Source organism: Streptomyces sp. NPDC007905 (assembly GCF_042959345.1).
Taxonomy (GTDB): Bacteria; Actinomycetota; Actinomycetes; order Streptomycetales; family Streptomycetaceae; genus Streptomyces.
In genome coordinates, this window is sequence record NZ_JBIBKS010000004.1 from 240,671 (window position 1) to 264,123 (window position 23,453).

The following is a 23,453-nucleotide window of genomic DNA, read 5'->3' on the forward strand; positions in this document are numbered from 1 at the left end:
CCCTCAGCCTCAGCGCAGCGCGGCACCCCTCAGCGCAGCACGGACCGACTCAGCGCAGCGCGGGCTCGTCCAGTGTCAACGTGCCCGCGTTCGCGTCGAGTTCGGCCGCGACACCGAAGGGAATGGTCAACCCGCCCGCGCAGTGACCGAATCCGAAATCCTCGACGACGGGGACGCCGAGCGGACCGAGGCGGTCGGCGAGCATGGGCCGCAGCCGCTCATAGGGATCGCACCGCTCCCAGGAGCCGAGGAGCACCCCGCGCACGCCCTCCAGCCAGCCCGCCCGCAGGAGCTGGGTGAGGTAGCGGTCCAGGCGGTACGTCTCCTCGCCCACGTCCTCCAGGCACAGCAGCCCGCCGCGCGCGCAGGGGCGGGCGTGCGGGGCGCCGCGCTCCGCGGCGAGCAGGGAGAGGCAGCCGCCGAGGGTGACACCGCGGGCCCGGCCGGGGACGAGGGCCGTGCCGCCGGAGGTGATGGTGCGGACGGTCTCCGGGGCGAAGAGCGTGGCCCACAGATGCTTCTGCGCCCGCTCGTTCTTGATGAAGTCGATGCCCGCCGCCATCGGCCCGTGCAGCGTGGCGAGCCCGAGGCGGGTGGCGAAGGCCTCGTGCAGGACGGTGAGGTCGCTGAAGCCGACGAACACCTTCGGCCCGGCGGCGCGCATCGCCTCCCAGTCGAGCAGATCGATCATCCGCTGCGCGCCGTACCCGCCGCGGGCGCACAGCACCGCGTCCATCGCCGGGTCGCACCAGGCGTTCTGGAAGTCGGCGGCACGATCCGCGTCCGTGCCCGCCAGGTAGGGGAACTCACCGTGCCGGTCGAGCACATGGGGCGCGGCAACCGGGTCGAGGTCCCAGCCGCGCAGCACGTCGAGACCCGCCTGCAGCCGCTCCTCGGGCACCGGCCCGCTGGTGGCCACCACGGCCACACGCGCCCCGGGGGCCAGCCTGGCCGGCCGTAGCAGCTCTCTCACGTGCGCAACTCCAACTCCGGGACACCGGGTGTGGCCAACGCGAACACCTGGGCGTAGAGGGACAGTTCGGCCTCCAGGGCGCGCACCATCGTCTCGGCCCGCCGGAACCCGTGTCCCTCCCCCTCGAAGGTGAGGTAGGCGTGCGGCACGCCCCGGCCCTCGATCCCGGCGAGGAAGCGTTCGCACTGGGCGGGCGGGCAGATCACGTCGTCCAGGCCCTGCAGCAGCAGGAAGGGCACGGTGAGCCGGCCGGCGTGCGCGGTGGGCGAACGTTCGGCGTACCGGGCGGGTACCTCAGCACGCGGGCCGATCAGGGACTCCAGGTACCGCGACTCGAAGTCGTGGGTCTCCCCCGGCCCCCAGGTGCCGAGGTCGAGGACGGGATAGATGATGGTGCCGCAGACGTAGACGTCGGTGGTGGTCAGGGAGGCGGCGGCGGTCCAGCCGCCCGCGCTGCCGCCCCGGATGGCGAGCCGGTCCGGGTCGGCGGTGCCCTCCTCGGCCAGGGCGAGGGCGACGGCCGCGCAGTCCTCGACGTCGACCACGCCCCACTGCTCGCGCAGCCGCTCGCGGTAGGCACGGCCGTACCCGGTGGAGCCGCCGTAGTTGACCTCGGCGACCCCGATGCCACGCGAGGTGAAGTAGGCGATCTCCAGGTCCAGTACGAGCGGCACCCGACTTGTGGGGCCGCCGTGCGCCCAGATGACGTACGGCGGCAGCTCGCCGTCGGGGGCGGTGCGGCCGGGGTGGTGCGGCGGGTAGACGTGTGCGTGCACCTCGCGCCCGGCGGGGCCGGTGAAGGTGCGGATCTGCGGCTCGGGGTAGTGGGCCGGGTCGACGGGATCCCGGTGCCGGGCGCCGATGGCCCGGGCGCGTCCGGTCCGGGTGTCCAGTTCGACCACTTCGGGTGCGGTGCGCGGACTGGCACCGACGGCGACCACCCGTTCGCCGTGGGCCGCGAGGGTGGGCGCGAACTCGGTCCACGGCCCGGCGGCGTCGACGACCTCACCGGATTCCGGGTCCAGGATGCCGAGTACGCTCGCCCCCCGGCCGTGTACGACCGCGACGAGCCCGTTGTCCAGTGGTGCGAACCAGCGCAGGCCGAGCTTCCACAGCGGCCCGGCGAACTCCTCCTCGCGCGGGCACAGCGGGGTGCCGTCCCGGTACAGGTTCCACCAGCCGCTGTGGTCGCTCGCGTACAGGAGACGGCCGTCCGCGGACCATTCCACCTGTGCGACGGCCTCCTGCGGTCCGCCGGCGACGGTGTGGACCGCATGCAGCACTCCGTCGTCGCCGACCTCGCCGACCAGCACTTCCGTGCCGTCCCACGGCATACGCGGATGGTCCCAGGCGAGCCAGGCAGCCCGGCGGCCGTCGGGCGAGAGCCGAGGCCCGGTGACGAACCGGTGGCCCTCGTCGGTGAGTTCGCGTACGACGGCCCGGTCCTCGGCGGCCGAGCCGTCCAGCGGAACGGCCGCGAGAACCCGCCGCACGTCGCCCGGGTCCTCCCCGGTGAACTCCTCCAGTACGCACCACACCTCACCGCGGGCGACGTCCACCTGCGGTTCCGCCCAGCGCAGTCCGCCGCCCACCGGGGAGACGGGCGTCAGCGGGCGCGGCTCGCCGCCGGGCTTGTACCGGTACAGCCGCTGGTCGGCGAAGTGCGTGAACACCACCAGGGGCGCGCCGTCCCGGACCACCCCGGTCCACGGCCGGCCGCCGTACTCGATGACCCGGCTGCGCACGTTCCACGGCGCGGGCAGCACCGACTCCTCCGTACCGTCGGCCGACCGGCGCACCAGCGCCCGGCGGCCGCCCTCGGCGGGCCGGGGCTCGGTCCACCAGACCTCGTCACCGACGAACCCGACCCATTCCGGCTGCCCGCCGTGCGCCGCGGCCAACGCCGCGTCGATGGGTGAGGGCCACGACCCGTACGCCGACCTGTGCACCTCGTCCCCCATCGCCTAGGCCGTCCGCAGGAAGCGGTCGAGCACCCGGACGCCGAAGTGCAGCGCCTCGACGGGGACGCGCTCGTCCACGCCGTGGAACAGCGCCTGGTAGTCGAAGTCCTCGGGCAGCTTCAACGGCGCGAAGCCGTAGCCGGTGATGCCTAGCCGCGAGAACTGCTTGGCGTCCGTGCCACCCGACATGCAGTAGGGCACGACGTGCCCCTCGGGCGCGAACTCCTCGACGGCCGCCCGCATCTTCGCGTACGTCGGCGAGTCCAGGGGCGCCTGCAGGGCGACCTCCCGATGGGCGAACTCCCAGTCCACGTCCGGCCCGGTGAGCCGGTCCAGGGTGGTGCGGAACTCCTTCTCGCCGCCGGCCAGGTAGCGCCCGTCCACGAAGGCGACCGCCTCCCCCGGAATGACGTTCAGCTTGTAACCGGCCTCCAGCATGGTCGGGTTGCTGCTGTTGCGGATGGTCGCCTCGACCAGCTTGGCGGCCGGGCCCAGCTTGTCCAGCAGCCGGTCCACGTCGGTGAAGTCCGGGTCGATGCCGTAGAGGGCGGCGAGTTCGCTGAGGGCGGCCCGTACGGTCGGGGTGAGCCGGAGCGGCCACTCGTGCTCGCCGATGCGGGTGACGGCGGCGGCCAGCCGGGTCACCGCGTTCTCCTTGTTGACCTTGGAACCGTGTCCGGCCCGGCCGCGCGCGGTGAGCTTCAGCCAGCCGGTGCCGCGTTCCCCCGCGGCGATCGGGTAGAGCTGCCGTCCGGCGCCGTCGTGGAAGGTGAAGGCACCGGACTCGCTGATGCCCTCCGTGCAGCCCTCGAACAGCTCCGGATGCCGGTCGGCGAGGAACCCGGAGCCGTCCTCGGCGCTGGCTTCCTCGTCGGCGGTGAACGCGATGACGAGGTCGCGGCGAGGGCGTACGCCCTGCCGGGCCCAGGCGCGGACGACCGCGACGATCATCGCGTCCATGTTCTTCATGTCGACGGCGCCGCGCCCCCACACGACGCCGTCACGGATCTCGCCCGAGAACGGGTGCACGCTCCAGTCGGCGGCCTCGGCCGGCACCACGTCCAGATGGCCGTGGACGAGCAGGGCGTGGGCGGACGGGTCGGTGCCCTCGATCCGGGCGACGACGTTGGTCCGTCCCGGGGCCCGCTCCAGCAGCAGGGGCTCCAGGCCCGCGGCGGCCAGCCGTTCGGCCGCGTACTCGGCGGCGGGCCGCTCACGGCAGTCACCGCCGCCCCGGTTGGTGGTGTCGATCCGGATCAGCCCGGAGGTGAACTCGACGACCTCGTCCAGTGCCTGCTCGTCAGCCATACTGCTCCTCCACCGCGGCCGAGACGATCGTGGTGACCGCCTTGAAGGTACGGATTGCCTCGTACATGGTGTCGCTGGTGTAGGCCACCTTCCGCTCGCCCACGCGGGCCACGCCCGGGACGACGGTCGCCGCCATCGCCAGGTGCTCGGCGTCGAACTCGACGGCGACGGTGAACGGCCCGCCGCGCACGGGCTCGTGACGGACGGCCAGTCGCGCGGCCTCCTTGGCCGCCGCGCGGATGTCGGAGGCGGTCCGCACCGGTGTGCGGCAGACCGCCGCATACCGGGACACATGGTCCTTGACCGCGACCTTCAGTGCCTCGGGCGCGTACCCGAGCGCGTCATCGCAGGCCAGGTCGTCGCCGGTGACGAGCACGACCGGTACGCCGTACTCGGCGACGACGTGCGCGTTCAGCAGACCCTCGCTCGCACGGACGTCGTTCACCCACACCCCGGTGATCTGGTTCGCGAGGTAGGTGTGGGCGAGGACCCCCTCCATGCCGGCGCCCGCGTGGTAGCCGACGAACGCGATGCCGTCCACGTCGCCGTGCTGCACGCCCTCCACCATGGACAGCGCCTTGTGCCGTCCGGTGAGCATCTCGACCCGCTCGTCGAGCTGCTCCAGGAGCAGGTTGCGCATGGTCCAGTGGGCCTCGTTGACGAGCACCTGGTCGGCGCCGCCGTCGAAGAAGCCGAGCACGGCCGCGTTCACGTCCGAGGTGAACATCGAGCGGCACCGCTCCCACTGCGGCGTCCCCGGGAGCACGTCGGCCGGCCAGGTGACGCCGGTGGCACCCTCCATGTCCGCGCTGATGAGGATCTTCATGGTGCGCCACGTTACGCTCCACGGCCGCGGCCGGGCTACGACGCGGCGGCTCCGGGTCCTCAGCGCAGGCCGGCGCCCCGCCTGACCCAGATCTCGAAGTGCCCGGTGCCCGTGGACGTCCGGTAGGGCAGCGAGCTGGTCAGGCGGTAGCGGCCGCTGGTGCGCATCTCCTGGCGCACCGCCTCCTCGGCCGCGGGCAGGCCGCCGGAGCAGTCCAGCATCACCCCGTCGAAGTAGCCGTCGCGGACGGCCGCGCGGTAGCCCGGGATGCCCGGCAGGTGACGGCCGTCGTGCGTCTTGCAGTCGATGAAGAAGAAGGACAGCCAGTCCTCGTACCAGATGACCGTGGACACGCCCTCGTCCTGGAAGACGTCGTGCACATGGCGCCCTGCCCTGACGAACTGTGCCGCGGTCGCCTTCCTGGTGCCCCAGGGGTACCAGGCACCGTTCATCTCGTGGGCCAGGCTCATCGCCACGGGTACGTTCAGGGCCCGCAGTGTACGGGCGGTGCTGACGATGTAGGCGTCCTGGCTGCCGTCGGCGATCTGCGCGAACGTGGCCTTGTGCGGCTCCCAGGCGATGTACGGGAGCCGGCCCTTCTCCCACACGGCGCGGGTCTGGCCGGCCTGCGGTTCGTCGCCCCAGCCGAGGTAGTACTCCAGCATGGCCGGGGTACGCCCGACCTGGGAGGCGTAGCGCTCGACGGGACTGAGGTCCTTGGGGACGCCGTCGAAGGTGGCACCGAAGTACTTGGCCTTCGGGTGCAGCAGCGGGGTGACGTCGTAAGGCTGCGCGGGCGCGTACGTCGTGCCGCCGCCGGGCAGCGACGCGGCCGGCTGGGCCCCGTCACCGCCGGCGCCGATGGGGGCCGGCCCAAGCTCACGCAGCCCGCCAGGCAGACGATCCCGGCTGAAGGGACACGGCTTCGTCACGACCGGACCGTCGTGCTCCGGCCGCGCCTGGGAGGGGCCGGTCCGGGGACGGCGGACTGCGCGGGACGGCGGCATCGGCGGCTGTCCGTCCCGCGCTGCACGGGTCGGTCCGGGCTCCGGGCGGCCCTCACTTCCCGGCGAGTACGAACCAGCGCGCCGGCAGGTCGATGCGGGTGCCGTCCGCGAGGTACTCGGTCTGCGGCAGGGTCGTCTCGCCGTCGGCGAGGACCTGCAGGCCGGCCTCGGCGAGCAGGCGCAGGATCTCCTGGTCGTCCGCGTCGGCGGGCTTGAGGCCGTGGTCGAAGACCCGGCGCAGCTTGGCCGGCGGGCCCTCCGGGTCGTCCGTCGCCCGCTTGAGGACGTCCCGCGAGCCGGAGGTGAGTTCCACCACGAAGGCGCGGCCCTCGCTGCCGATGATCTCGGCCACGGCGGCGGCCACCGCGGCGCGGGCGGCCGGTTCGCTCTGGTGGATGACGGCCCGCATGTACACGTTGCTGTCGCCGAGCCGGTCGTGCAGGGCCTTGACGGCGCCGGTGTCGGTCAGGTCGAGCTGCTGGAACTCGACGGGGGCTCCGTCGGCCGCGCGGCGGGCGTGCTCGATGGCGGCGTGCGAGAGGTCGACGCCGACGGCGCGCGCGAACCGGGTGGCGAGGTAGCGGGTCTGGGTGCCGTTGCCGCAGCCCAGGTCCACGATGGTGCGCGTGGTGTCCGCATGGGGCAGGAACAGCTTGCTGTGCGGCTCGGCACTGAGGGCGGGGTCGCAGTCCCAGATCGCCTCACCCGTGGCGTCCGAGGTCCCGCGCCAGTAACTCTCCCAGTTGTCACGGTAGTTGTCCGAGACGTTCATTGCGATCTCCCCACGGTCGGTTCCGTGATCGGGATATCGCGACGGCCGTGCGTTGGGCAAGGGGCAGGGGTCACCTTCATCGGATGTATGGACCGCGGCCACTCCGCGGGGCGCACGCGGCAGGCCGCGCGCCCCCCTGTTCATGGCCTTGCGGTGACGCCCTGTTCGAACCAGACGGTCTTGCGGTGCCCGGTCGCGCTGGCGCCCCACTCGCGGGCCAGCCGGGTCACCACACGCAGACCGCGGCCCGACTCGTCGTACGGTCCGGCGCCGAGCATCGCGGGCAGGCCCGGTTCGTCGTCCGTCACCTCGAACAGCAGCGCGTCGGTGCGGACCACCCGCAGTCCGACCCGGCCGCCTCCGCCGTGCCGGACGGCGTTGGTGACCACCTCGCTGACCAGCAGCTGTGCCGTCTCCACCGCCTGCGGCAGGCCCCACTCCAGCAGCCGGTCACCGACCAGGCACCGGGCCCGGGCCACCTCGCGCGGGTCGGCGTCGAACTGCCACTCGGCGACATGGTCGTCGGGGATGCCGTTGAGCCGGGCCATGAGCAGGGCGACGTCGTCCTTGCGGCCGCCGTGGGTGTTGAGGGCGCGGATGATGGTGTCGCAGGCGTCGTCCATCGAGGCCGCGGGGTGGGCGGCGGACTCGCAGAGCGCGGCGAGGCCCTCGCCGATGTCGCAACCGCGCACCTCCACCAGTCCGTCGGTGCACAGCACCAGCCGGTCGCCGGGCCGGACGCGGACGACGGTGGACTCGAACGGGACTCCCCCGACCCCTATGGGCGCGCCGGTCGGCAGATCGAGCAGTTCACTGCGACCGTCCTCGGCCCGCACCAGGACCGGTGGGATGTGTCCGGCGTTGGCCATGTGCAGTTCGCCGCGGATCGGGTCGTAGACCGCGTACAGGCAGGTGGCCAGGTAGTTCTCGCCGAGCCGCCGGGCCAGGTCGTCGAGGTTGCGCAGCAGTTGGGCCGGCGGGGTCTCCATGGCCGCCATGGTCTGCACGGCCGTGCGCAACTGACCCATCATGGCGGCCGAGTTGAGGCCGTGCCCCATGACGTCGCCGACCACGAGGGCGGTGCGCGAGCCAGGCAGCTTGATGGTGTCGAACCAGTCGCCGCCGATCCGGCCGAGCCGGGTGCCGGGCAGATAGCGGGTCGCCACGTCGCAGCCGGCCATCCGCGGGGTGACCTGCGGCAGCATGCTGTCCTGGAGGGTGTCGGCGACGTTCTCCTGGTAGGTGTACATACGGGCGTTGTCGAGCACGAGTCCTGCGCGCGCGGCGAGTTCGGCGCCGGTGGTGCGGTCCATGTCGTCGAAGGCGGCGCGGTCGGGGCGGCGCATCAGCACCATGAAGCCGAGGACGACGTTGCGCGCCTTGAGCGGGACGATCAGCAGGGAGCGGCCGGTGATGAGCGGCCGGAGATCGCGCTTCTCGAACTCGCCGGAGATGCGGTTGGCCAGTTCCTCGGTGACCCTCGGGACGAGGACCGGTTCGCCGGTGACCATGCACTTGTAGAACGGGGTGTGCTCGGGGAAGGCGAAGGCCTCGCCCACGGGCACGGTGTCGTCCCAGCGGCCGGGCTCGTCGTTGTGCTCGACCCAGACGCGGTGCATCACGGTGCTCGCGTCCGGCGGTCCGTCCGGGAAGCCCTCGCCCGCGAGGACCGCCGCCCGCAGGTGGGTGCCGGCGAAGTCCGCGAAGCGGGGCACCGCGGCGCTGGTGACCTCGCGGATGGTCTCGCCGAGGTCCAGCGAGGAGCCGATGCCGGAGCTGACCCCGTTGAGGAACTCCAGGCGCTCGCGCACCGCGGCGTACTCGAGCTCGTGCTCGGCGCCGGCGGGGATCATGGGCGCGGTCCGCTGCTGCGGTACGACGGCTTCGGGACGGCTGCGGCCCGGGCGGCGCGGCACGCCCCAGTACGGGGTGACGGGCACCCGGTCGAACTGGCTGAACTCCAGCACGGGGTAACCGAGCTCGAGGATCTGGGCGACGATGCGGCCGCTGATTCCGGGGCTCATGTTGGGCAGGATCTCGGGGAGCCGGCGCTCCAGTTCGTCGGAGGCGGGCAGTTCGGTGTGGCGGGCGAAGCCGGGCGAGATCCGCTCGGCGGTCTCGTCGTCGTAGCCGCGCTCCTCCCTCAGCCGGGTGGCGTCGGCGGCGAGCACCAGCAGCCGGGAAGGCCCCGGACCGACCAGCGGATAGGCCCACCACAGCACATCGATCCGCGTCTCGTCACCCGTTTCGTCGCCCTTGGTGGCGCCGGGCGGCTCGTCCGTGTGCGGGAAGAGGCGGGCGCGGCCCGCCGTCGGGTAGGAGGTACGACCGCCGAGGGAGGCCTCCAGGTCGGGGCCGGGCCCGTCGAAGGACTCGTAGGGGCCGTAGGCGTCCGGCATCGCCTCGTGGTGCAGGTCGTCCGAGAGCGCGCCGGAGACCGGCAGCAGGTCCGCGGCGGGACGCCCGACCGCGTCCTCCCGGTGCACGCCGAACAGGCGGCCCGCGCCGCTGCTCCAGTGGGACACCAGGCCGTCGCCGTCGACGACCACCACGGCCAGCGGAATCCGGCCCTCCGCGCCGTCACCGGCGCCGCGGCCGGGAGGTGTGTCCCGCTCGCTGCCATGGTCCATGGCCCCGGCCCTCTCTCCCCACAGGTTGTTCGCAAACGATCTGTGCCGCCCGCCACTACGGTACGGCGGCGGCCGGTCGCGATGTGTGGCAATCCTGCAATTGGTTTCACCCGATCGCACCGGCGCGCAGCTCAGCGCCCCGCGGGCGCCCCCCTCAGTCCTCGTGTCCCAGCTGCAGGTCCCGTTCGGTGCGGCCGCCGCCCGCGACCTGCAGCACGGTGGCGACCGGCGGGTAACCTGCGGCGATCACCGTGTACTCGCCGGAGGACAGATCCACGAACCGGAACGTTCCGTCGGCTCCGGTGGTGAGAGTGTCGACCACGTTGCCGGCGGCGTCCAGGAGCGTGACGCGCGCGTCCTCCACGGGGCGGCCGCCGCCCGCCCGGACGGTTCCCCTCAGGACGGCGCCGCCCGCGAGTTCGATGTCCTGCCGGGTCTCCCGGGCTGCCTGAACGCTGACCGGGAGCGCGGCGGGGCGGAAGGCGGGCGCGCTGGCGGCGAGGGTGTACTCGCCGGCGACCAGTTCGGTGATGACGTAGCCGCCCTCGCGGCCGCTGCGGGTGCTCGCCACGACCTCCCCGTGCACGTTGGTGAGCGTGACGGTGGCCTCCCGTACGGGGCTGCCGTCGGCGGTGAGCACGCTGCCGGCCAGGTGTCCGGCGCTGCCGAGCACGACGTCGAGTTCGACGGGCCGCTCGCCGACGGTGACCGAGACGGCCTGCGGCTGGTGGCCCCCGGCGGCGGCGATCAGCACGTATGGCCCGGAGCCGGGTGTGGCGAGCGCGTACCGTCCGTCGTCGCCGCTCGCGCCCCGGCCGATCTGCCGGCCTGCGACGTCGATGAGGGTGAGCGCCGCGCGGGGAACCACGGTCCCGTCGGGGTGCTGGACCGTGCCGCACACCGGGATTCCGGCGGTGTGCGGTGAACGGGCCTGCGGGATGGGGGCGTTCATGGTGGCGTTCATGGTGGCGGGCTCCGTCTCGGTGGCGTGGTGGGACACCAGCGGTTTCTCCTTGAGGAAGAAGGCGATGAGCAGGCCGAGGGCGAGCACCGGGACGAGGTAGAGGAAGATCCGGGGCATCGCGTCGGCATAGGCGCGGATGTAGGCGTCGCGCAGGGCCGGCGGCAGCGCGTGCACGAGCTGCGGGGTGAGGGACTCGGGGTCGGGCAGCCGGGCGCCCGCGCGCGGGGGCAGTTCCCGGCGCAGGGCGTCGGTGAGCCGGTCCGCGAAGAGGGTGCCGAAGACGGCGGCGCCGACGCTGCCGCCGATCTGCCGGAAGTAGGTGTTGGCGCTGGTGGCGGTGCCGAGGTCGGCGGGGCGCGCGGAATTCTGCACGGCGAGCACCAGCGCCGGCATCACCAGGCCGATGCCGGCGCCCAGTACGGCCATCCAGACGCTGTACTGCAGCCGGGGCGTGTCGGCCTCGAGCCGGGACAGCAGCCACATGCCGACGGCGGAGACGGCGCCGCCGAGGGCCGGGAAGATCTTGTAGCGGCCGGTGTGGCTGATCAACTGGCCGCCGATGATCGAGGCGCCGACGATGCCGGCCATCATGGGCAGCATCAGCAGCCCGGACTCCGTGGCGCTGGCCCCGTCCACCATCTGCAGGAAGGTCGGCAGATAGCTGGCGGCTCCGAACAGGGCGACGCCGATCACCAGGCCGACCAGGCCGGTGACGTTGAAGACGGAGTCCCTGAACAGCCTCAGCGGGATGAGGGGTTCGGCGGCGAAGTGCTCGGCGACGAGGAAGAGCACGGTGGCGGCGAGGGCGCCCGCGCCGAGGCCGAGGATCTCCCGCGAGTCCCAGGCGTACTCGGTGCCGCCCCAGCTGGTCAGCAGCACCAGGCAGGTGGAGGCCGCCGCGAGCAGCAGTGCGCCCAGCACGTCGAGGCGGCCGCGGACCTGCGGCTTGGGGAGTTTGAGGACGGCGGTGACGACGGCCAGGGTGAGCAGGCCGAAGGGCACGTTGATGTAGAAGCACCAGCGCCAGGAGAGGTGGTCGGTGAAGTAGCCGCCGAGCAGGGGGCCGGCGACGGAGGCGAGCCCGAAGGCGGCGCCGATCAGGCCCATGTAGCGGCCGCGCTGCCGGGGCGGCACGATGTCGGCGATGATCGCCTGCACGCCGATCATCAGCCCGCCCGCGCCGACGCCCTGGACGGCGCGGAAGGCGATCATCTGGTCCATGCTCTGCGCCCGGCCGGCGAGCGCGGAGCCCACGACGAAGACCAGGATGGCGAACTGGAAGACGCCCTTGCGGCCGACGAGGTCGCCGACCTTGCCGTACAGCGGCAGACCGATGGTGGAGGTGAGCAGGTAGGCGGTGATCGCCCAGGACATCCTGTCCAGGCCGTGCAGCTCACCGACGATCTTCGGCAGCGCGGTGGCGACGATCATCTGGTCCAGCGCGGCGAGGAGCAGCGCCAGCATCAGCCCGACGAAGACCAACCGTACGCGCCGCGCGCCGAGTTCGGCGGCCGGGGCCGGTGGTGGGGGTGTGGCGAGGGCCCGCACCGGAGCCGGTGCCACGACCGGCTCGTGCTGCACCAGAGTCGTCCCGCCCACGTACCGCTCCCCTCGTCGCACCTGTCTCACATTTCCCGCGTAAGGCGACAACTGCGATCAAGTACGGCGAGTTACGGCACAATCCCGAACGGGATGGAGATCCACCCGAACCGGTGAGGGGTGCAACACCCCTCCGCCGGGCCGCCCTTGGGCCTACGCCTCGACCTCGCGCGCGAGGTTGGCGAGCACCGCGTCGTAGATCCGGCCGAGGCCCTTGGGCGCGAAGGTCTTCTCGAAGAATCCGCCGATGCCGCCGGCACCCTTCCAGGTGGTGGTGACGACGACCCGGGACTTCCCCTCGCCCGCCGGGGTGACGCGCCAGGTGGTGACCATGGAGGAGTTGCGGTCCTTCTCGACCAGCTCGCCGTCGGTGGGCTCGCTGACCTCCAGGAGGCAGTCGCGTACACGCTTGCTGGTGGCCTGGAGCTTCCAGTGGACGAGGGTGCCCTCGCCGTCGCCGCCCTCGCGCACCTCGTACTCGCTGAAGTGCTCGGGCAGCAGCTTCCGCCGCGTGCCGCGGTAGTCGGCGAGGGCGTCGAACACCTTCTCCGCGTCCGCCGCGACGACCCGCTCCGTAGTGGCCTCGACCTGCGCCATTGCGTTCCTCCAGGACCTGGTTTCTCGGGGTTGGGGCAAGCCAATCACCCCGGCGCCCGGCCGCCCAAATCGGGGTCGCACGATTATGGGAACGTATGTTCTATTCTGTGGCGAGCGCTACCGAGGAGGCGTCATGCGCTGGGAGAACCTCACCGTGGAATCCGCAGACCCCGACGGCCACGGCCGGGCCGCCGATGCCGCGCTGTTCGGCGCGGACGCCGTCACCACCCGCACCTTCGACACGCCCGAGTTCCGGGGGATCACCTTCCACGAGGTACGGGCCCGCTCGATCCTGAACCGGGTGCCGGGTGCCTCGCGCATGCCGTTCGAGTGGACGGTGAACCCCTACCGCGGCTGCACGCACGCGTGCGTCTACTGCTTCGCCCGCAAGACGCACAGCTACCTGGACCTCGACACGGGACTCGGCTTCGACTCCCAGATCGTGGTGAAGGTGAACGCGCCCGAGCTGCTGCGCCACCAGCTGGCCTCCCGCCGCTGGCAGGGCGACCACGTGGCGATGGGCACCAACGTCGACTGCTACCAGCGTGCCGAGGGCCGCTACCGGCTGATGCCGGGCATCATCTCGGCCCTCACCGAGCACGCGAACCCGTTCTCGATCCTGACCAAGGGCACGCTGATCCTGCGCGACCTGGACCTGCTGACCCGGGCGGCCCAGGTGACGGACGTCGGCATCTCGGTCTCCGTGGGCTTCACCGACACCGAGCTGTGGCGCACGGTGGAGCCGGGCACGCCCGCCCCCGAGCGGCGCCTGGACGTCGTACGCACCCTCGGCGAGCACGGGATCGGCTGCGGGGTGCTGATGGCGCCGGTCATCCCGTTCCTGAGCGACCACCCGGCGCAACTGCGGGAGACGGTACGGACGATCGCGGCGGCCGGAGCCACATCCGTCACGCCCCTGGTGCTGCACCTGCGGCCCGGCGCCCGGGAGTGGTTCATGGCCTGGCTCGGCCGGCACCACCCGCACCTGGTGCGCCGCTACGAGCGGCTGTACGCGGAGGGCGCCTACGCCCCCAGGTGGTACCAGCGCCGGATCACCCGTCAGGTGCACGAACTGGCCCAGGAGTACGGCATCGGGCCCTCGCGCGCGGGGATGGCCCGGCGCATCCGGCCGGCGCAGCCCCCGGAGGCCGACGAGACCCCGGCCGGGTCCGAACCGACCCAACTCACCCTCATGTGAGAGCGTTGGAGGGCATCCCTCGACCCAATCGGGTCAAGTACTGACAGAACGGGTTCATCAGGGCCCTGTCTCCGGGACGATGCGGCGAGAACCGTGACCCTCGCGGTTCGCACCACCCTCCGTCCCGGGAGGCCCCATGAGAACACGCGCAGCCCTGCTGTGCGCAGCCGCCGCCATGGTGGCGGGCTCGGTCACGGCCCCGCCCGCCGGGGCGGCCGCCCCGGCCCCGGCGGCGGCGCTCACCTGGAAGAAGTGCGGAACCAGGGACTACCCGACGCTCCAGTGCGCGTCCGTGAAGGTGCCGCTGGACCACGCGCACCCGTCCGGCAGGCAGATCACACTCGCCCTGTCCCGCGTCCCGCACACCGCGAAGACCTCCCAGGGCCCCCTGCTGGTCAACCCCGGTGGCCCCGGCGGCAGCGGTCTCACGCTCGCCGGATACGTCGCCTCGGCGCTGCCCAGGAGCGTGGCGGCGCAGTACGACGTCATCGGCTTCGACCCGCGCGGGGTGGGCAGGAGCACGCCGGCCCTGGACTGCTCGCCCCGTCACTTCACGTCGGTGCGCCCCGACACCGTGCCCGCGACGAGCGCGCTGGAGCAGACGAACCTGAAGCGCGCGCAGTCCTTCGCCGCCGCCTGCGGCCGTACGCACGCGGACGTGCTGCCGTACATCACCACCGTCAACGCGGTCCGGGACATGGACGCGATCCGGCAGGCCCTGGGCGCGCAGAAGATCAACTACTTCGGCTACTCCTACGGCACCTACCTCGGCGCGGTCTACGCGAAGCTCTTCCCCGAGCGGGTCCGCCGCCTGGTGCTGGACTCGATCGTGAACCCGACAGGCGTCTGGTACGCGGACAACCTCGGCCAGGACTACGCCTTCGACGACCGCCACCGCGCGCTGATGGCGTGGATCGCCAGATACGACTCGGCGTACCACCTCGGCACGGACCCGGCGCGGGTCGAGGCCGAGTGGTACGCGATGCGGGCGGCCCTGGCGAAGAAGCCCGCGGACGGCAGGGTCGGCGCCGCCGAGCTGGAGGACACCTTCATCCCTGGCGGCTACTACGACGGCTACTGGCCCTACCTCGCCGAGGCATTCGCGGCCTACGTCCACGACAAGGAGACCGAGCCGCTGGTGAAGGCGTACGAGAAGTTCGCCGCCGTGGACGCCTCGGGCGACAACGGATACAGCGTCTACACGGCGGTGCAGTGCCGCGACGCCGCCTGGCCGCGCTCGTGGAACCGGTGGCGGGCGGACACCTGGGCGGTGTACGAGAAGGCACCCTTCATGGCCTGGAACAACGCCTGGTACAACGCACCCTGCGCGTTCTGGCCGATCGACACCGTCAAGCCCGTGAACATCGCGAACGGCAAGCTGCCGCCGACGCTGCTGTTCCAGGCGACCGGCGACGCGGCGACCCCGTATCCCGGCGGTGTCACGGCCCACCGGCTGCTGGCCCGCTCCAGCCTGGTGGTCGAGGAGGGCGGCGGCAACCACGGCATCAGTCTGAGCGGCAACGCCTGCCTGGACAGGTATCTGGCCGCCTACCTGACCGACGGCACGGTCCCGCACGGCACCTCGGTGGCCGACGCGGTGTGCCGGAAGTCCCCGGATCCGAAGCCGCTGACGGCCAAGGCGGCCTCGACGTCGTCCCGCGGCTCGGCCCTGCACCGCCTGCTGGGTTTCCGCCGGTAGCCAACCTCACCGGCCCGCCGGGGGCGTTGTCGGACCCGTGGTTCACCATGGGGCCATGTGCGACCAACCGGCCCGGATCCCCGCCCCCGCCGGGGTCGCCCCCGCGGCCCGGTACAGCCACGCGGTCACCGCCACCGGCCGTTTCGTGGCCGTCTCCGGCCAGCTCGCCCTGGACGAGGACGGCAAGCCGGTCGGCGTGGCTGATCCGGCCGCGCGGGCCAGTGAGGTGTTCGAGAACCTGAGGCGCTGTCCGGCCGCGGCCGGGGCCGGCTTCCAGCACGTCGTCAAACCGACCTGCTTCGTCACGGACATGGCGTACCCGCTGGCGAGCCGCGCGGCCCGCGCCGCGCACATACCCGACGGCCGCCTTCCGGCGGCCTCCGCCGTGCAGGTGGCCGCGCTGGTCGCTCCGGAGTTCCTGATGGAGGTCGAGGCGCTCGCGGTGGTCGGCGAACAATCACGGGCGAACGTTGCCTGAAGGGCCCTAGGGTGCCGCCATGGACGCCCCACTCCCGCACATACGCCCGATGAGCCTCGTCGACTGCGACCGCGTCTCGGAAATCCGCATCCGCGGCCGGCAGCACGCCTACAAGGGGCTCATGCCGCAGCCCTACCTCGACGCGCTCAGCGTGGCGCGGGACGCCGAGCGGCGGCGGACCTGGTTCGCGCAGGGGGACGGCGCCGTGGTCAACCTGGTCGCCGAGCGGGACGGAGAGGTGGTCGGCTGGGCCGCGCACGGGCCGTACCGGGACGGCGAGGTGCGCACCGGGGACGCCGAGTTGTACGCGATCTACGTCGATCCCGTGCACCTCGGCGGTGGCATCGGGCGGGCGTTGCTTGCCGAGTCGGTCGAGCGGTGCTCCCGGTACCCGCGCATGTTCCTGTGGGTCCTGAAGGAGAACAGGCGGGCCCGCCTCTTCTACGAGCGGGCCGGTTTCCGTGCGGACGGCACCGAGGAGCCCTTCGACGTGGACGGCGTGCCCGTCCCCGAGGTGCGCTACGCCAGGGCGCTGCGCGACTGACCCGGCATCACCCCTGTTTCTGCCGCGGGATGCGCGCCAGCGCGTGCACCGCCGCCTCGGCGAGGGCCGGATGCGCGAGGGCCTCGGTCAGGACGCGGCGGGCCCGGCCGTCGCCGAGGGCGCCCAGGCCCTCCACGCAGGCGAGGGCCACCCTCCGGTACGGGTCGTGCGGGCGCAGCCGCCGCTCCAGCGTGGTGATCAGCGCCGGTACGGCCTCGGGGGCGCGCAGCTCGACCAGCAGCCGTACCGGGTGCAGGGCGTAGGCGACGCGCAGTTCGTTGGTGGCGAGGGCGGCGGCCGCGCGGGCCGTGCGCGGGTCGCCGAGGCGGGCGAGGGCGTGGGCGGCGGAGGCGCAGCGCGGCGGGTCGCGGTGGTTGAGCAGCAGGACCAGGGACTCGAAGGCCCGCCGGTCGCCGGCCAGGCCCAGCCGGAACGCGGCCAGTTCCCTGGCCCACAGCGGCTGCCCGGGCGCGGTGAGCACCTCCGCCAGTTCGTCGTGGTCCTCGGTCGCCAGCAGCCGGTCGTACGCCGCCGAGCCGCACGACTCCTGCCGTAAGCGCTCCGTGAGCGATCGCAACTCTTCGTCCACGGCGACCAGCGTAGGCGGGGTGCGACCGCGGAGGGAGCTACATCACAAACTCGGTGAGGGCTCAGGGCTGGCGTGCTCGTTACTCGCCGGTTAAGCTCAGACGAGCGAGGTCACCCCCTCGCACATCCGCTGACGACGGTTTGGTGACGCAGCCGTCGTGAGCAGTGGTCGGTTCGGTACCTCGGTACCGCAGTACGACCCGGCTCCGGGACAGGGCCGGTCGGATACAGCCGCTCCCGGGCGTGTGCACGCCCGCGGCGCCGGCACCGGGCGTGTGCGCTCGCAGCCCGACAACACCCGCACTCCCTTCCGCTCCGGTGTGCGCCTTCCGGCGCACCCGGCGCGTTCCTAGTCGTCACCCTCATTCCTGGAGTCCCGCGATGGCCACTCCCCTGTCCGACACCCCTCTGTCCCCGCTCAAGACGATCGCCGTCGTCGGCCTCGGCACCATGGGCACCGGCATCACCGAGGTCCTCGCGAAGGCCGGCCGCGAGGTGATCGGCATCGACATCAGCGAGGCCCAGGCCGCGCGGTCCGTCGCCGTCCTGGAGACCGCCACCGCCCGCGCCGTGGAGCGCGGCCGGCTGACCGAGCAGGAGCGCGCCGACGTGCTGGCCCGGGTCCGCACCGCCACCGACCTGCGCGCGGCGGCCGACGCCGACCTGGTCATCGAGGTGGCCCCGGAGTCGTACGAGACCAAGCAGCGGATCTTCCGCGAACTGGACGGCATCGTCCGCCCGGAGACGATCCTCGCCACCGGCACCAACGCCCTGTCCGTCACCCGCCTCGCCGCCGACTCGGCGCGCCCCGAGCGTGTGCTCGGACTGCACTTCTTCAACCCCGCCCAGGCGATGAAGCTGGTCGAGATCGTCTCCTCGGTGCTGACCGCGCCGCAGGCCGTCGCCGCCGTCACCGACCTCGCGATCGAGCTGGGCAAGGAGCCGGTCGCGGTCGGCGACCGCCCCGGGTTCGTCGCGGACGGGCTGCTGTTCGGCTACCTCAACCAGGCCGCCGCGATGTACGAGGCCAGGTACGCCTCCCGCGAGGACATCGACGCGGCGATGCGGCTCGGCTGCGGGCTCCCGATGGGCCCCCTCGCCCTGCTGGACCTGGTCGGCATCGACACCGCGCGTACGGTCCTGGAGGCCATGTACGCCGAGTCCCGCGACCGGCTGCACGCCCCCGCCCCGATCCTGAAGCAGCTCAGCGAGGCGGGCCTGACCGGCCGCAAGTCGGGGCGCGGCTTCTACACCTACGAGGCTCCCGGCAGCGCCACGGTCGTGCCGGACGCGCTGACGCCGGTGGAGGGAAGCACGGGGGTCGCGGGCCGTCCCGTCCGCTCCGTCGGGGTGGCGGGGTCCGGCACCATGGCGTCCGGCATCGCCGAGGTGTTCGCCAAGGCCGGGTACGAGGTCGTCCTCGCCGCCCGCAGCGAGGAGAAGGCCCAGACCGCCAAGGCCCGGATCGGCAAGTCGCTCGGCCGCTCCGTCGACAAGGGCCGGATGACCGCCGAGGCCGCCGCCCAGACCCTGGACCGGATCACTCCGGCCGGCTCCTACGACGCCTTCGCCGACGTCGACTTGGCCGTCGAGGCGGTCGCCGAGGACCTCGAGGTCAAGCGGCAGCTGTTCGCGACGCTGGACAAGGTCTGCAAGCCGGGCGCGGTCCTCGCCACCACCACCTCCTCGCTGCCCGTGGTCGCCTGTGCCCGCGCCACCTCGCGCCCGCAGGACGTGATCGGCATGCACTTCTTCAACCCGGCCCCGGCGATGAAGCTGGTCGAGGTCGTGCGCACCGTCCTGACGGCCGACGACGTCCACGCGACCGTCCGCGAGGTCTGTGCGAAGGTCAGGAAGCACGCGGTGGACTGCGGCGACCGCGCCGGGTTCATCGTGAACGCGCTGCTGTTCCCGTACCTCAACAACGCGGTGAAGATGGTCCAGGAGCACTACGCCTCCCTGGACGACATCGACGCGGCGATGAAGCTCGGCGGCGGCTACCCGATGGGCCCCTTCGAGCTGCTGGACGTCGTCGGCCTGGACGTCTCGCTCGCCATCGAGAAGGTGCTGCACCGCGAGTTCCGCGACCCGGGTCTGGCCCCGGCCCCGCTGCTGGAGCACCTGGTGGCCGCGGGCTGCCTCGGCCGCAAGACCGGCCGCGGCTTCCGCGAGTATGCCCGCCGCTGACGGCGTCGGCGACTGGTCCCGCACGGAGACGGACTGGGGCGGGCTGCTGGATCCCCACGGGTATCCGCCGCCCGCCCGGCGCGACGGCCCCCCGCCCGACCGACCCGGCAATCCCCCGCCCCCCACGGGCGGGGGAAACCCCGGACCTGCGCATCCAGCTGCGGACATGCAGTACGTTCGGGTCATGTCCCAGCCCGCCAAGTCCTCACGTACACCAGCCACGCCCGACGCGCCGGAAAGTGCCGCAGGCAGTCGCGCCGCCGCCCAGCGGCTGAAAATGCGCCGAGAGCTGGCGGCCGCAGCGATGGAACTGTTCGCGACCAAGGGGTACGAGGCGACCACCGTCGACGAGATCGCGGCCGCGGCCGGGGTCGCGCGCCGCACCTTCTTCCGCCACTTCCGCTCCAAGGAAGAGGCGATCTTCCCGGACCACGACGACACGCTGATCCGTGCCGAGGCGGTGCTCAACGCCGCCCCCGCGCACGAGCACCCGCTCGACACGGTGTGCCGCGGCATCAAGGAAGTCATGAAGATGTACGCGGCCCGGCCGGAGATCTCGGTGGCCCGCTACAAGCTGACGCGCGAGGTGCCCACCCTGCGCGAGGCCGAGATCGCCTCGGTGGCCCGTTACGAGCGTCTGTTCACCCGCTATCTGCTGGGCCACTTCGACGAGCACGCGCACGCCGACGACGCCAACGACGACCCGCTGCTCGCCGAGGTCGCCGCCTCCGCCGTCGTCACCGCCCACAACCACGTCCTCAGGCGCTGGCTGCGCGCCGGCGGTCAGGGCGACGTGGAGGCCCAGCTCGACCACGCCTTCGCGATCGTGCGCAAGACCTTCGGCAGCGGCATCGGCGCCGGGCGCGGCTCGGCGCCCGGGCCGGCCGCCGCCACTGTCCCGGCGACGGTCTCCGCGCACGGCGAGGTGCTGGTGACGGTCGCCCGCACGGACGCCCCGCTGGACAAGGTCATGCGGACCATCGAGGAGGCGCTCAAGGAGCGCTCCTGACCGCACGGCGCACGGACCGGTACCGAGAAAACCACGGTACCGGTCCGTTTTTTATGTTCGAAGAACAGTAGCTTTTCGAACCTTTTCCAAAGGATGACCCAGACTCTCGGGATCTTCACCGAAAATCCCACTGCCCCTCCGCCGGCATGGCATGCTTTCAGACCATCGGACATATTCCGCCGACCAGGGGAGGTCGGCGGTCTTGGCGTGTACACCGAAAGTAGCCTCGGGGAAACAGGGGGATGAGGCTCGGTGCGCGCCGTCGCATTCCTTTGTGCCGCTCGCACGCGGCATTGTGCAGGGGGGATTTCCTTGTCTTTTTCCGCGACACCTGTCGTCGGCATCATCGGGCTCGGCTACGTGGGGTTGCCCACGGCCCTCGCCCTGCTGGAGTCGGGCCTCACAGTCATAGGCCTCGACGTGAACGCCGACCGGCTGGACGCCATCCGGGACCACCGCGTCGACCTGGTCCCCGACGACCACCGCCGGCTGCGCGCCCACACCGGGGAGGCGCCGGGCGCCGACCGGTTCGTCCTCACGACGGACCCGGCGGCCCTGCGCACGGCCGAGGCGGTGCTGATCTGCGTGCCGACCCCGGTCGACGAGCACCTCGTACCGGACCTGCGGGCGCTCGTGGGCGCCTGCGCGACCGCCGCGGCGCACGCGGTGCCCGGGCAGACCATCGTGCTCACCTCGACCAGCTACGTCGGCACCACCCGGGACCTGCTGCTCGGCCCGCTCGCCGAGCGCGGGCTGCGGGTGCCCGAGGACGTGAGCGTGGCCTACGCCCCGGAGCGCATCGATCCGGGCAGCACCGACCACACCCAGAGCACCACCCCGCGGGTGGTCGGCGGGGTGAGCCCGGAGTGCACCCGGCGCGCCGCCGACGTGCTGCGCCGCACCGGCGCCGAGGTGCACGAGGTACTCTCGCCCGAGGCCGCCGAGATGACCAAGCTACTGGAGAACACCTTCCGCGCGGTCAACATCGCCCTGGCCAACGAGTTCGCCACCATCTGCGGCGAGCTGGGCCTGGAGGCGCTGGAGGTCATCCAGGCGGCGGCCACCAAGCCGTACGGGTTCATGCCGTTCTTCCCCGGCCCCGGGGTGGGCGGCCACTGCATCCCGTGCGACCCGCACTACCTGCTGTGGCAGCTGCGCCGGAAGCGGGTGGCCGCGCCGCTGATCGACACGGCGATGACCGCGATCGCCACCCGGCCGCAGGCCGTCGTGCAGCGCGCCCGTGAGGTCCTCGCCGACGCGGGCGTACCGCTGCGCGCGGCCCGGGTGCTGGTGGTGGGGGTGGCCTACAAGCCGGGGGTGGCGGACCTGCGGGAGTCGCCCTCGCTGGAGATCATGGCCGCTCTCGGCGAGGCCGGGGCCGAGGTCGCGTACACCGATCCGCTGATCCCGGCGGTGTCGCTGGGCGGGCGCCGGCTGCTGTCCGAGCGGGAGCCCGGGGAACGGCACTGGGACCTGGTGCTGGTGCACTCCGTGCATCCGCGGCAGGACCTGACGTGGATCACGGACGACATCCCGGTCCTCGACACCACCTACCGGCTGCAGGACTTCAAGCGCCGGGCGGTGGTATGAGCGTCCAGGCCGAGCGGCCCGCCGCGCCCGGCGGGCCGCAGCCGCCGCACCCCTCGGTGCCCGGGCCGCGTTCCGCGCGGCCCGGCCGCCGCCGCGTCGCCGGGGTGACGGACCGGATGGACCCCGGGGTACGGCACGCGGCGCGCCGGCTCTGCGTGGTGATCGTGCTGCTCCCGCTGCTGCTGATCCTCGCCCGCGAGGCACCCCGGCTGGTCCAGGCCCCGCTCGTGCTCGGGTACGGGTTCCTGGTCCTGACGGTCACGATCTCCATGCTGTTCATCGCCTACAGCCGCTACGACGACCCCTCCCAGCGGACGCTGCGCCGGCGCCCGCGCCATCTGCACCGTTTCCCGGAGCTGCCCGCACGACCACGGGTGAGCTTTCTGGTGGCGGTCAAGGACGAGGAGGACGGCATCGAGGCCTGCGTGCGCTCGATGGCCGCGAGCGACTACCCGGACCTGCAGATCGTGGTGGTCGACGACGCCTCCACCGACGGCACCTGCGCGGTGCTGCGGCGCCTGGAGCGGGAGCTGCCCGTGCGGGTGCTCTACCTGGACCGCAACGTCGGCAAGAAGCACGCCCTGGTCCGCGCCGCCGAGCTGGCGGACGGGGACGTCATCGCCTTCACCGACTCCGACTGCGTGCTCGCCCCCGACGCGCTGCGCCGCTGCGTCGCCGCGCTGGTGCGGCACCGCGAGCTGGGGGCGGTCAGCGGGCACGCGCGGGCGCTGAACGCCGACGAGTCCGTGCTGTCCAGGGCCCAGGACGTCTGGTACGAGGGACAGTTCCGGGTGGCCAAGGCGGCCGAGGCGACCTTCGGGTCCGTCTCCTGCGTGTCGGGGCCGCTCGCCGTGTTCCGCAGTGACGCGATTCTCAACTACCTCCCGGCCTGGGCGGGCGACCGTTTCCTCGGCGGTGAATTCCGGTTCGCCACCGACCGGCAGCTCACCGGATATGTTCTCGGCCAGAAATGGAAGGGGAAAAGGCTCAAGGCGCAGTACGCGGATTCTCCTTTCATCACCCGGCGGGACCACGCGGAACTGCCGTGGCGTATCGGATACGTGCAGTCCGCGAAAGTCTGGACGACCGTGCCGGCGCGCCTGCGGCCCTTCATGCGGCAGCAGGTGCGCTGGAAGAAGAGCTTCATCCGCAATCTCTTCTTCACCGGCACCTTCATGTGGCGGCGCGGTCTCGGCCCGGCGGTGCTGTTCTACGGGCACGTCCTGTGGGTGCTGTGCGCTCCGCTGATGGCCGTACGCCATCTGGTGTGGGCGCCGTACCACGGGCTGTGGTTCCTGACGGGGCTGTATCTGGCGGGCGTGCTGCTCAAGGGGGTGGTGTGGGGCCTTGCCTTCAAGGCCGACAACCCCGGCTCCACACGCTGGCGCTACCGGCCGCTGATGAGCCTGCTGTCGTCCCTGGTGCTGTCCTGGCTGCTGCCGTACTCCCTGCTGACCATCCGGCGCGGGGTGTGGTCGAGGAGGCTGTCATGAGGGCCGCACGGGCCGCCGGACGGGGCCTGG

18 protein-coding genes are annotated in these 23,453 nt (G+C 72.5%); 8 read left to right on the forward strand and 10 right to left on the reverse strand.

The features are described 5' to 3' along the window. Window positions 1-49 precede the first annotated feature (49 nt). From ACFZDC_RS09815 to ACFZDC_RS09855, 9 genes are all read right to left on the reverse strand, one after another. The gene (locus tag ACFZDC_RS09815; RefSeq protein ID WP_391321957.1) at window positions 50-973 is read right to left on the reverse strand and encodes an LD-carboxypeptidase; all 924 of its coding nucleotides are present in this window, start codon (window positions 971-973) and stop codon (window positions 50-52) included. Further along, window positions 970-2,934: a prolyl oligopeptidase family serine peptidase gene (locus ACFZDC_RS09820; RefSeq protein ID WP_391321959.1), complete on the reverse strand. Its 1,965-nt coding sequence runs from the start codon at window positions 2,932-2,934 to the stop codon at window positions 970-972. The genes ACFZDC_RS09815 and ACFZDC_RS09820 overlap by 4 nt, the downstream gene beginning before the upstream one ends. Before the next feature lie 3 nt (window positions 2,935-2,937). Further along, window positions 2,938-4,242, reverse strand: a complete 1,305-nt coding sequence (locus ACFZDC_RS09825; protein WP_391321961.1) for a M20/M25/M40 family metallo-hydrolase — start codon at window positions 4,240-4,242, stop codon at window positions 2,938-2,940. Further along, window positions 4,235-5,068 (reverse strand): M55 family metallopeptidase, encoded by an 834-nt coding sequence (locus ACFZDC_RS09830; protein ID WP_391321963.1) that lies wholly within the window; start codon window positions 5,066-5,068, stop codon window positions 4,235-4,237. The genes ACFZDC_RS09825 and ACFZDC_RS09830 overlap by 8 nt, the downstream gene beginning before the upstream one ends. A gap of 59 nt (window positions 5,069-5,127) precedes the next feature. Beyond that, the gene (locus tag ACFZDC_RS09835) at window positions 5,128-6,000 is read right to left on the reverse strand and encodes a glycosyl hydrolase (protein ID WP_391321965.1); all 873 of its coding nucleotides are present in this window, start codon (window positions 5,998-6,000) and stop codon (window positions 5,128-5,130) included. Window positions 6,001-6,127: 127 nt separating this feature from the next. Next, on the reverse strand, window positions 6,128-6,847 hold the full coding sequence (locus tag ACFZDC_RS09840) for a methyltransferase domain-containing protein (RefSeq protein WP_391321966.1): 720 nt from the start codon (window positions 6,845-6,847) through the stop codon (window positions 6,128-6,130). Between the two features lie 140 nt (window positions 6,848-6,987). Then, window positions 6,988-9,477 carry a SpoIIE family protein phosphatase gene (locus tag ACFZDC_RS09845; RefSeq protein WP_391321968.1) on the reverse strand — a complete coding sequence of 830 codons (2,490 nt, stop codon included), beginning with the start codon at window positions 9,475-9,477 and terminating at the stop codon, window positions 6,988-6,990. A 154-nt stretch (window positions 9,478-9,631) separates the two neighbouring features. Further along, entirely contained in the window at window positions 9,632-12,040 is a 2,409-nt protein-coding gene (locus ACFZDC_RS09850; RefSeq protein ID WP_391321970.1) for a DHA2 family efflux MFS transporter permease subunit, read from the reverse strand. Window positions 12,041-12,193: 153 nt separating this feature from the next. Then, window positions 12,194-12,637 carry an SRPBCC family protein gene (locus ACFZDC_RS09855; protein ID WP_391321972.1) on the reverse strand — a complete coding sequence of 148 codons (444 nt, stop codon included), beginning with the start codon at window positions 12,635-12,637 and terminating at the stop codon, window positions 12,194-12,196. 133 nt (window positions 12,638-12,770) lie between these two features. Between ACFZDC_RS09855 and ACFZDC_RS09860 the strand changes: the two genes are divergently transcribed. From ACFZDC_RS09860 to ACFZDC_RS09875, 4 genes are all read left to right on the forward strand, one after another. Next, window positions 12,771-13,835: an Rv2578c family radical SAM protein gene (locus ACFZDC_RS09860; protein ID WP_391321974.1), complete on the forward strand. Its 1,065-nt coding sequence runs from the start codon at window positions 12,771-12,773 to the stop codon at window positions 13,833-13,835. 136 nt (window positions 13,836-13,971) lie between these two features. Continuing rightward, window positions 13,972-15,534: an alpha/beta fold hydrolase gene (locus ACFZDC_RS09865; protein WP_391321976.1), complete on the forward strand. Its 1,563-nt coding sequence runs from the start codon at window positions 13,972-13,974 to the stop codon at window positions 15,532-15,534. Between the two features lie 55 nt (window positions 15,535-15,589). Then, window positions 15,590-16,012 (forward strand): Rid family hydrolase, encoded by a 423-nt coding sequence (locus tag ACFZDC_RS09870; RefSeq protein WP_391321977.1) that lies wholly within the window; start codon window positions 15,590-15,592, stop codon window positions 16,010-16,012. 19 nt (window positions 16,013-16,031) lie between these two features. Further along, window positions 16,032-16,556, forward strand: a complete 525-nt coding sequence (locus ACFZDC_RS09875; RefSeq protein WP_391321979.1) for a GNAT family N-acetyltransferase — start codon at window positions 16,032-16,034, stop codon at window positions 16,554-16,556. A gap of 7 nt (window positions 16,557-16,563) precedes the next feature. Here ACFZDC_RS09875 and ACFZDC_RS09880 read toward each other — a convergent pair whose 3' ends face one another. Beyond that, window positions 16,564-17,145 (reverse strand): adenylosuccinate lyase, encoded by a 582-nt coding sequence (locus tag ACFZDC_RS09880; RefSeq protein WP_391321981.1) that lies wholly within the window; start codon window positions 17,143-17,145, stop codon window positions 16,564-16,566. A 380-nt stretch (window positions 17,146-17,525) separates the two neighbouring features. On the opposite strand from ACFZDC_RS09880, the gene ACFZDC_RS09885 reads away from it, so the two are divergent. The 4 genes from ACFZDC_RS09885 (at window position 17,526) to ACFZDC_RS09900 (ending at window position 23,423) form a co-directional block, all read left to right on the forward strand. Further along, window positions 17,526-19,331, forward strand: a complete 1,806-nt coding sequence (locus ACFZDC_RS09885) for a 3-hydroxybutyryl-CoA dehydrogenase (protein WP_391321983.1) — start codon at window positions 17,526-17,528, stop codon at window positions 19,329-19,331. 184 nt (window positions 19,332-19,515) lie between these two features. Next, entirely contained in the window at window positions 19,516-20,340 is an 825-nt protein-coding gene (locus ACFZDC_RS09890) for a TetR family transcriptional regulator (RefSeq protein ID WP_391321985.1), read from the forward strand. Window positions 20,341-20,652: 312 nt separating this feature from the next. Continuing rightward, entirely contained in the window at window positions 20,653-21,930 is a 1,278-nt protein-coding gene (locus ACFZDC_RS09895) for a nucleotide sugar dehydrogenase (RefSeq protein WP_391321987.1), read from the forward strand. After that, entirely contained in the window at window positions 21,927-23,423 is a 1,497-nt protein-coding gene (locus ACFZDC_RS09900) for a glycosyltransferase (RefSeq protein WP_391321989.1), read from the forward strand. The genes ACFZDC_RS09895 and ACFZDC_RS09900 overlap by 4 nt, the downstream gene beginning before the upstream one ends. The last annotated feature ends 30 nt before the right edge of the window (window positions 23,424-23,453 follow it).

Coding starts and splice junctions, on each gene's coding strand:
- ACFZDC_RS09885 (WP_391321983.1), top strand. CDS start 17,526: ATGGCCACTCCCCTGTCCGACACCCCTCTGTCCCCGCTCAAGACGATC.
- ACFZDC_RS09830 (WP_391321963.1), bottom strand. CDS start 5,068: ATGAAGATCCTCATCAGCGCGGACATGGAGGGTGCCACCGGCGTCACC.
- ACFZDC_RS09900 (WP_391321989.1), top strand. CDS start 21,927: ATGAGCGTCCAGGCCGAGCGGCCCGCCGCGCCCGGCGGGCCGCAGCCG.
- ACFZDC_RS09875 (WP_391321979.1), top strand. CDS start 16,032: ATGGACGCCCCACTCCCGCACATACGCCCGATGAGCCTCGTCGACTGC.
- ACFZDC_RS09840 (WP_391321966.1), bottom strand. CDS start 6,847: ATGAACGTCTCGGACAACTACCGTGACAACTGGGAGAGTTACTGGCGC.
- ACFZDC_RS09865 (WP_391321976.1), top strand. CDS start 13,972: ATGAGAACACGCGCAGCCCTGCTGTGCGCAGCCGCCGCCATGGTGGCG.
- ACFZDC_RS09845 (WP_391321968.1), bottom strand. CDS start 9,477: ATGGACCATGGCAGCGAGCGGGACACACCTCCCGGCCGCGGCGCCGGT.
- ACFZDC_RS09860 (WP_391321974.1), top strand. CDS start 12,771: ATGCGCTGGGAGAACCTCACCGTGGAATCCGCAGACCCCGACGGCCAC.
- ACFZDC_RS09890 (WP_391321985.1), top strand. CDS start 19,516: ATGTCCCAGCCCGCCAAGTCCTCACGTACACCAGCCACGCCCGACGCG.
- ACFZDC_RS09820 (WP_391321959.1), bottom strand. CDS start 2,934: ATGGGGGACGAGGTGCACAGGTCGGCGTACGGGTCGTGGCCCTCACCC.
- ACFZDC_RS09870 (WP_391321977.1), top strand. CDS start 15,590: ATGTGCGACCAACCGGCCCGGATCCCCGCCCCCGCCGGGGTCGCCCCC.
- ACFZDC_RS09825 (WP_391321961.1), bottom strand. CDS start 4,242: ATGGCTGACGAGCAGGCACTGGACGAGGTCGTCGAGTTCACCTCCGGG.
- ACFZDC_RS09855 (WP_391321972.1), bottom strand. CDS start 12,637: ATGGCGCAGGTCGAGGCCACTACGGAGCGGGTCGTCGCGGCGGACGCG.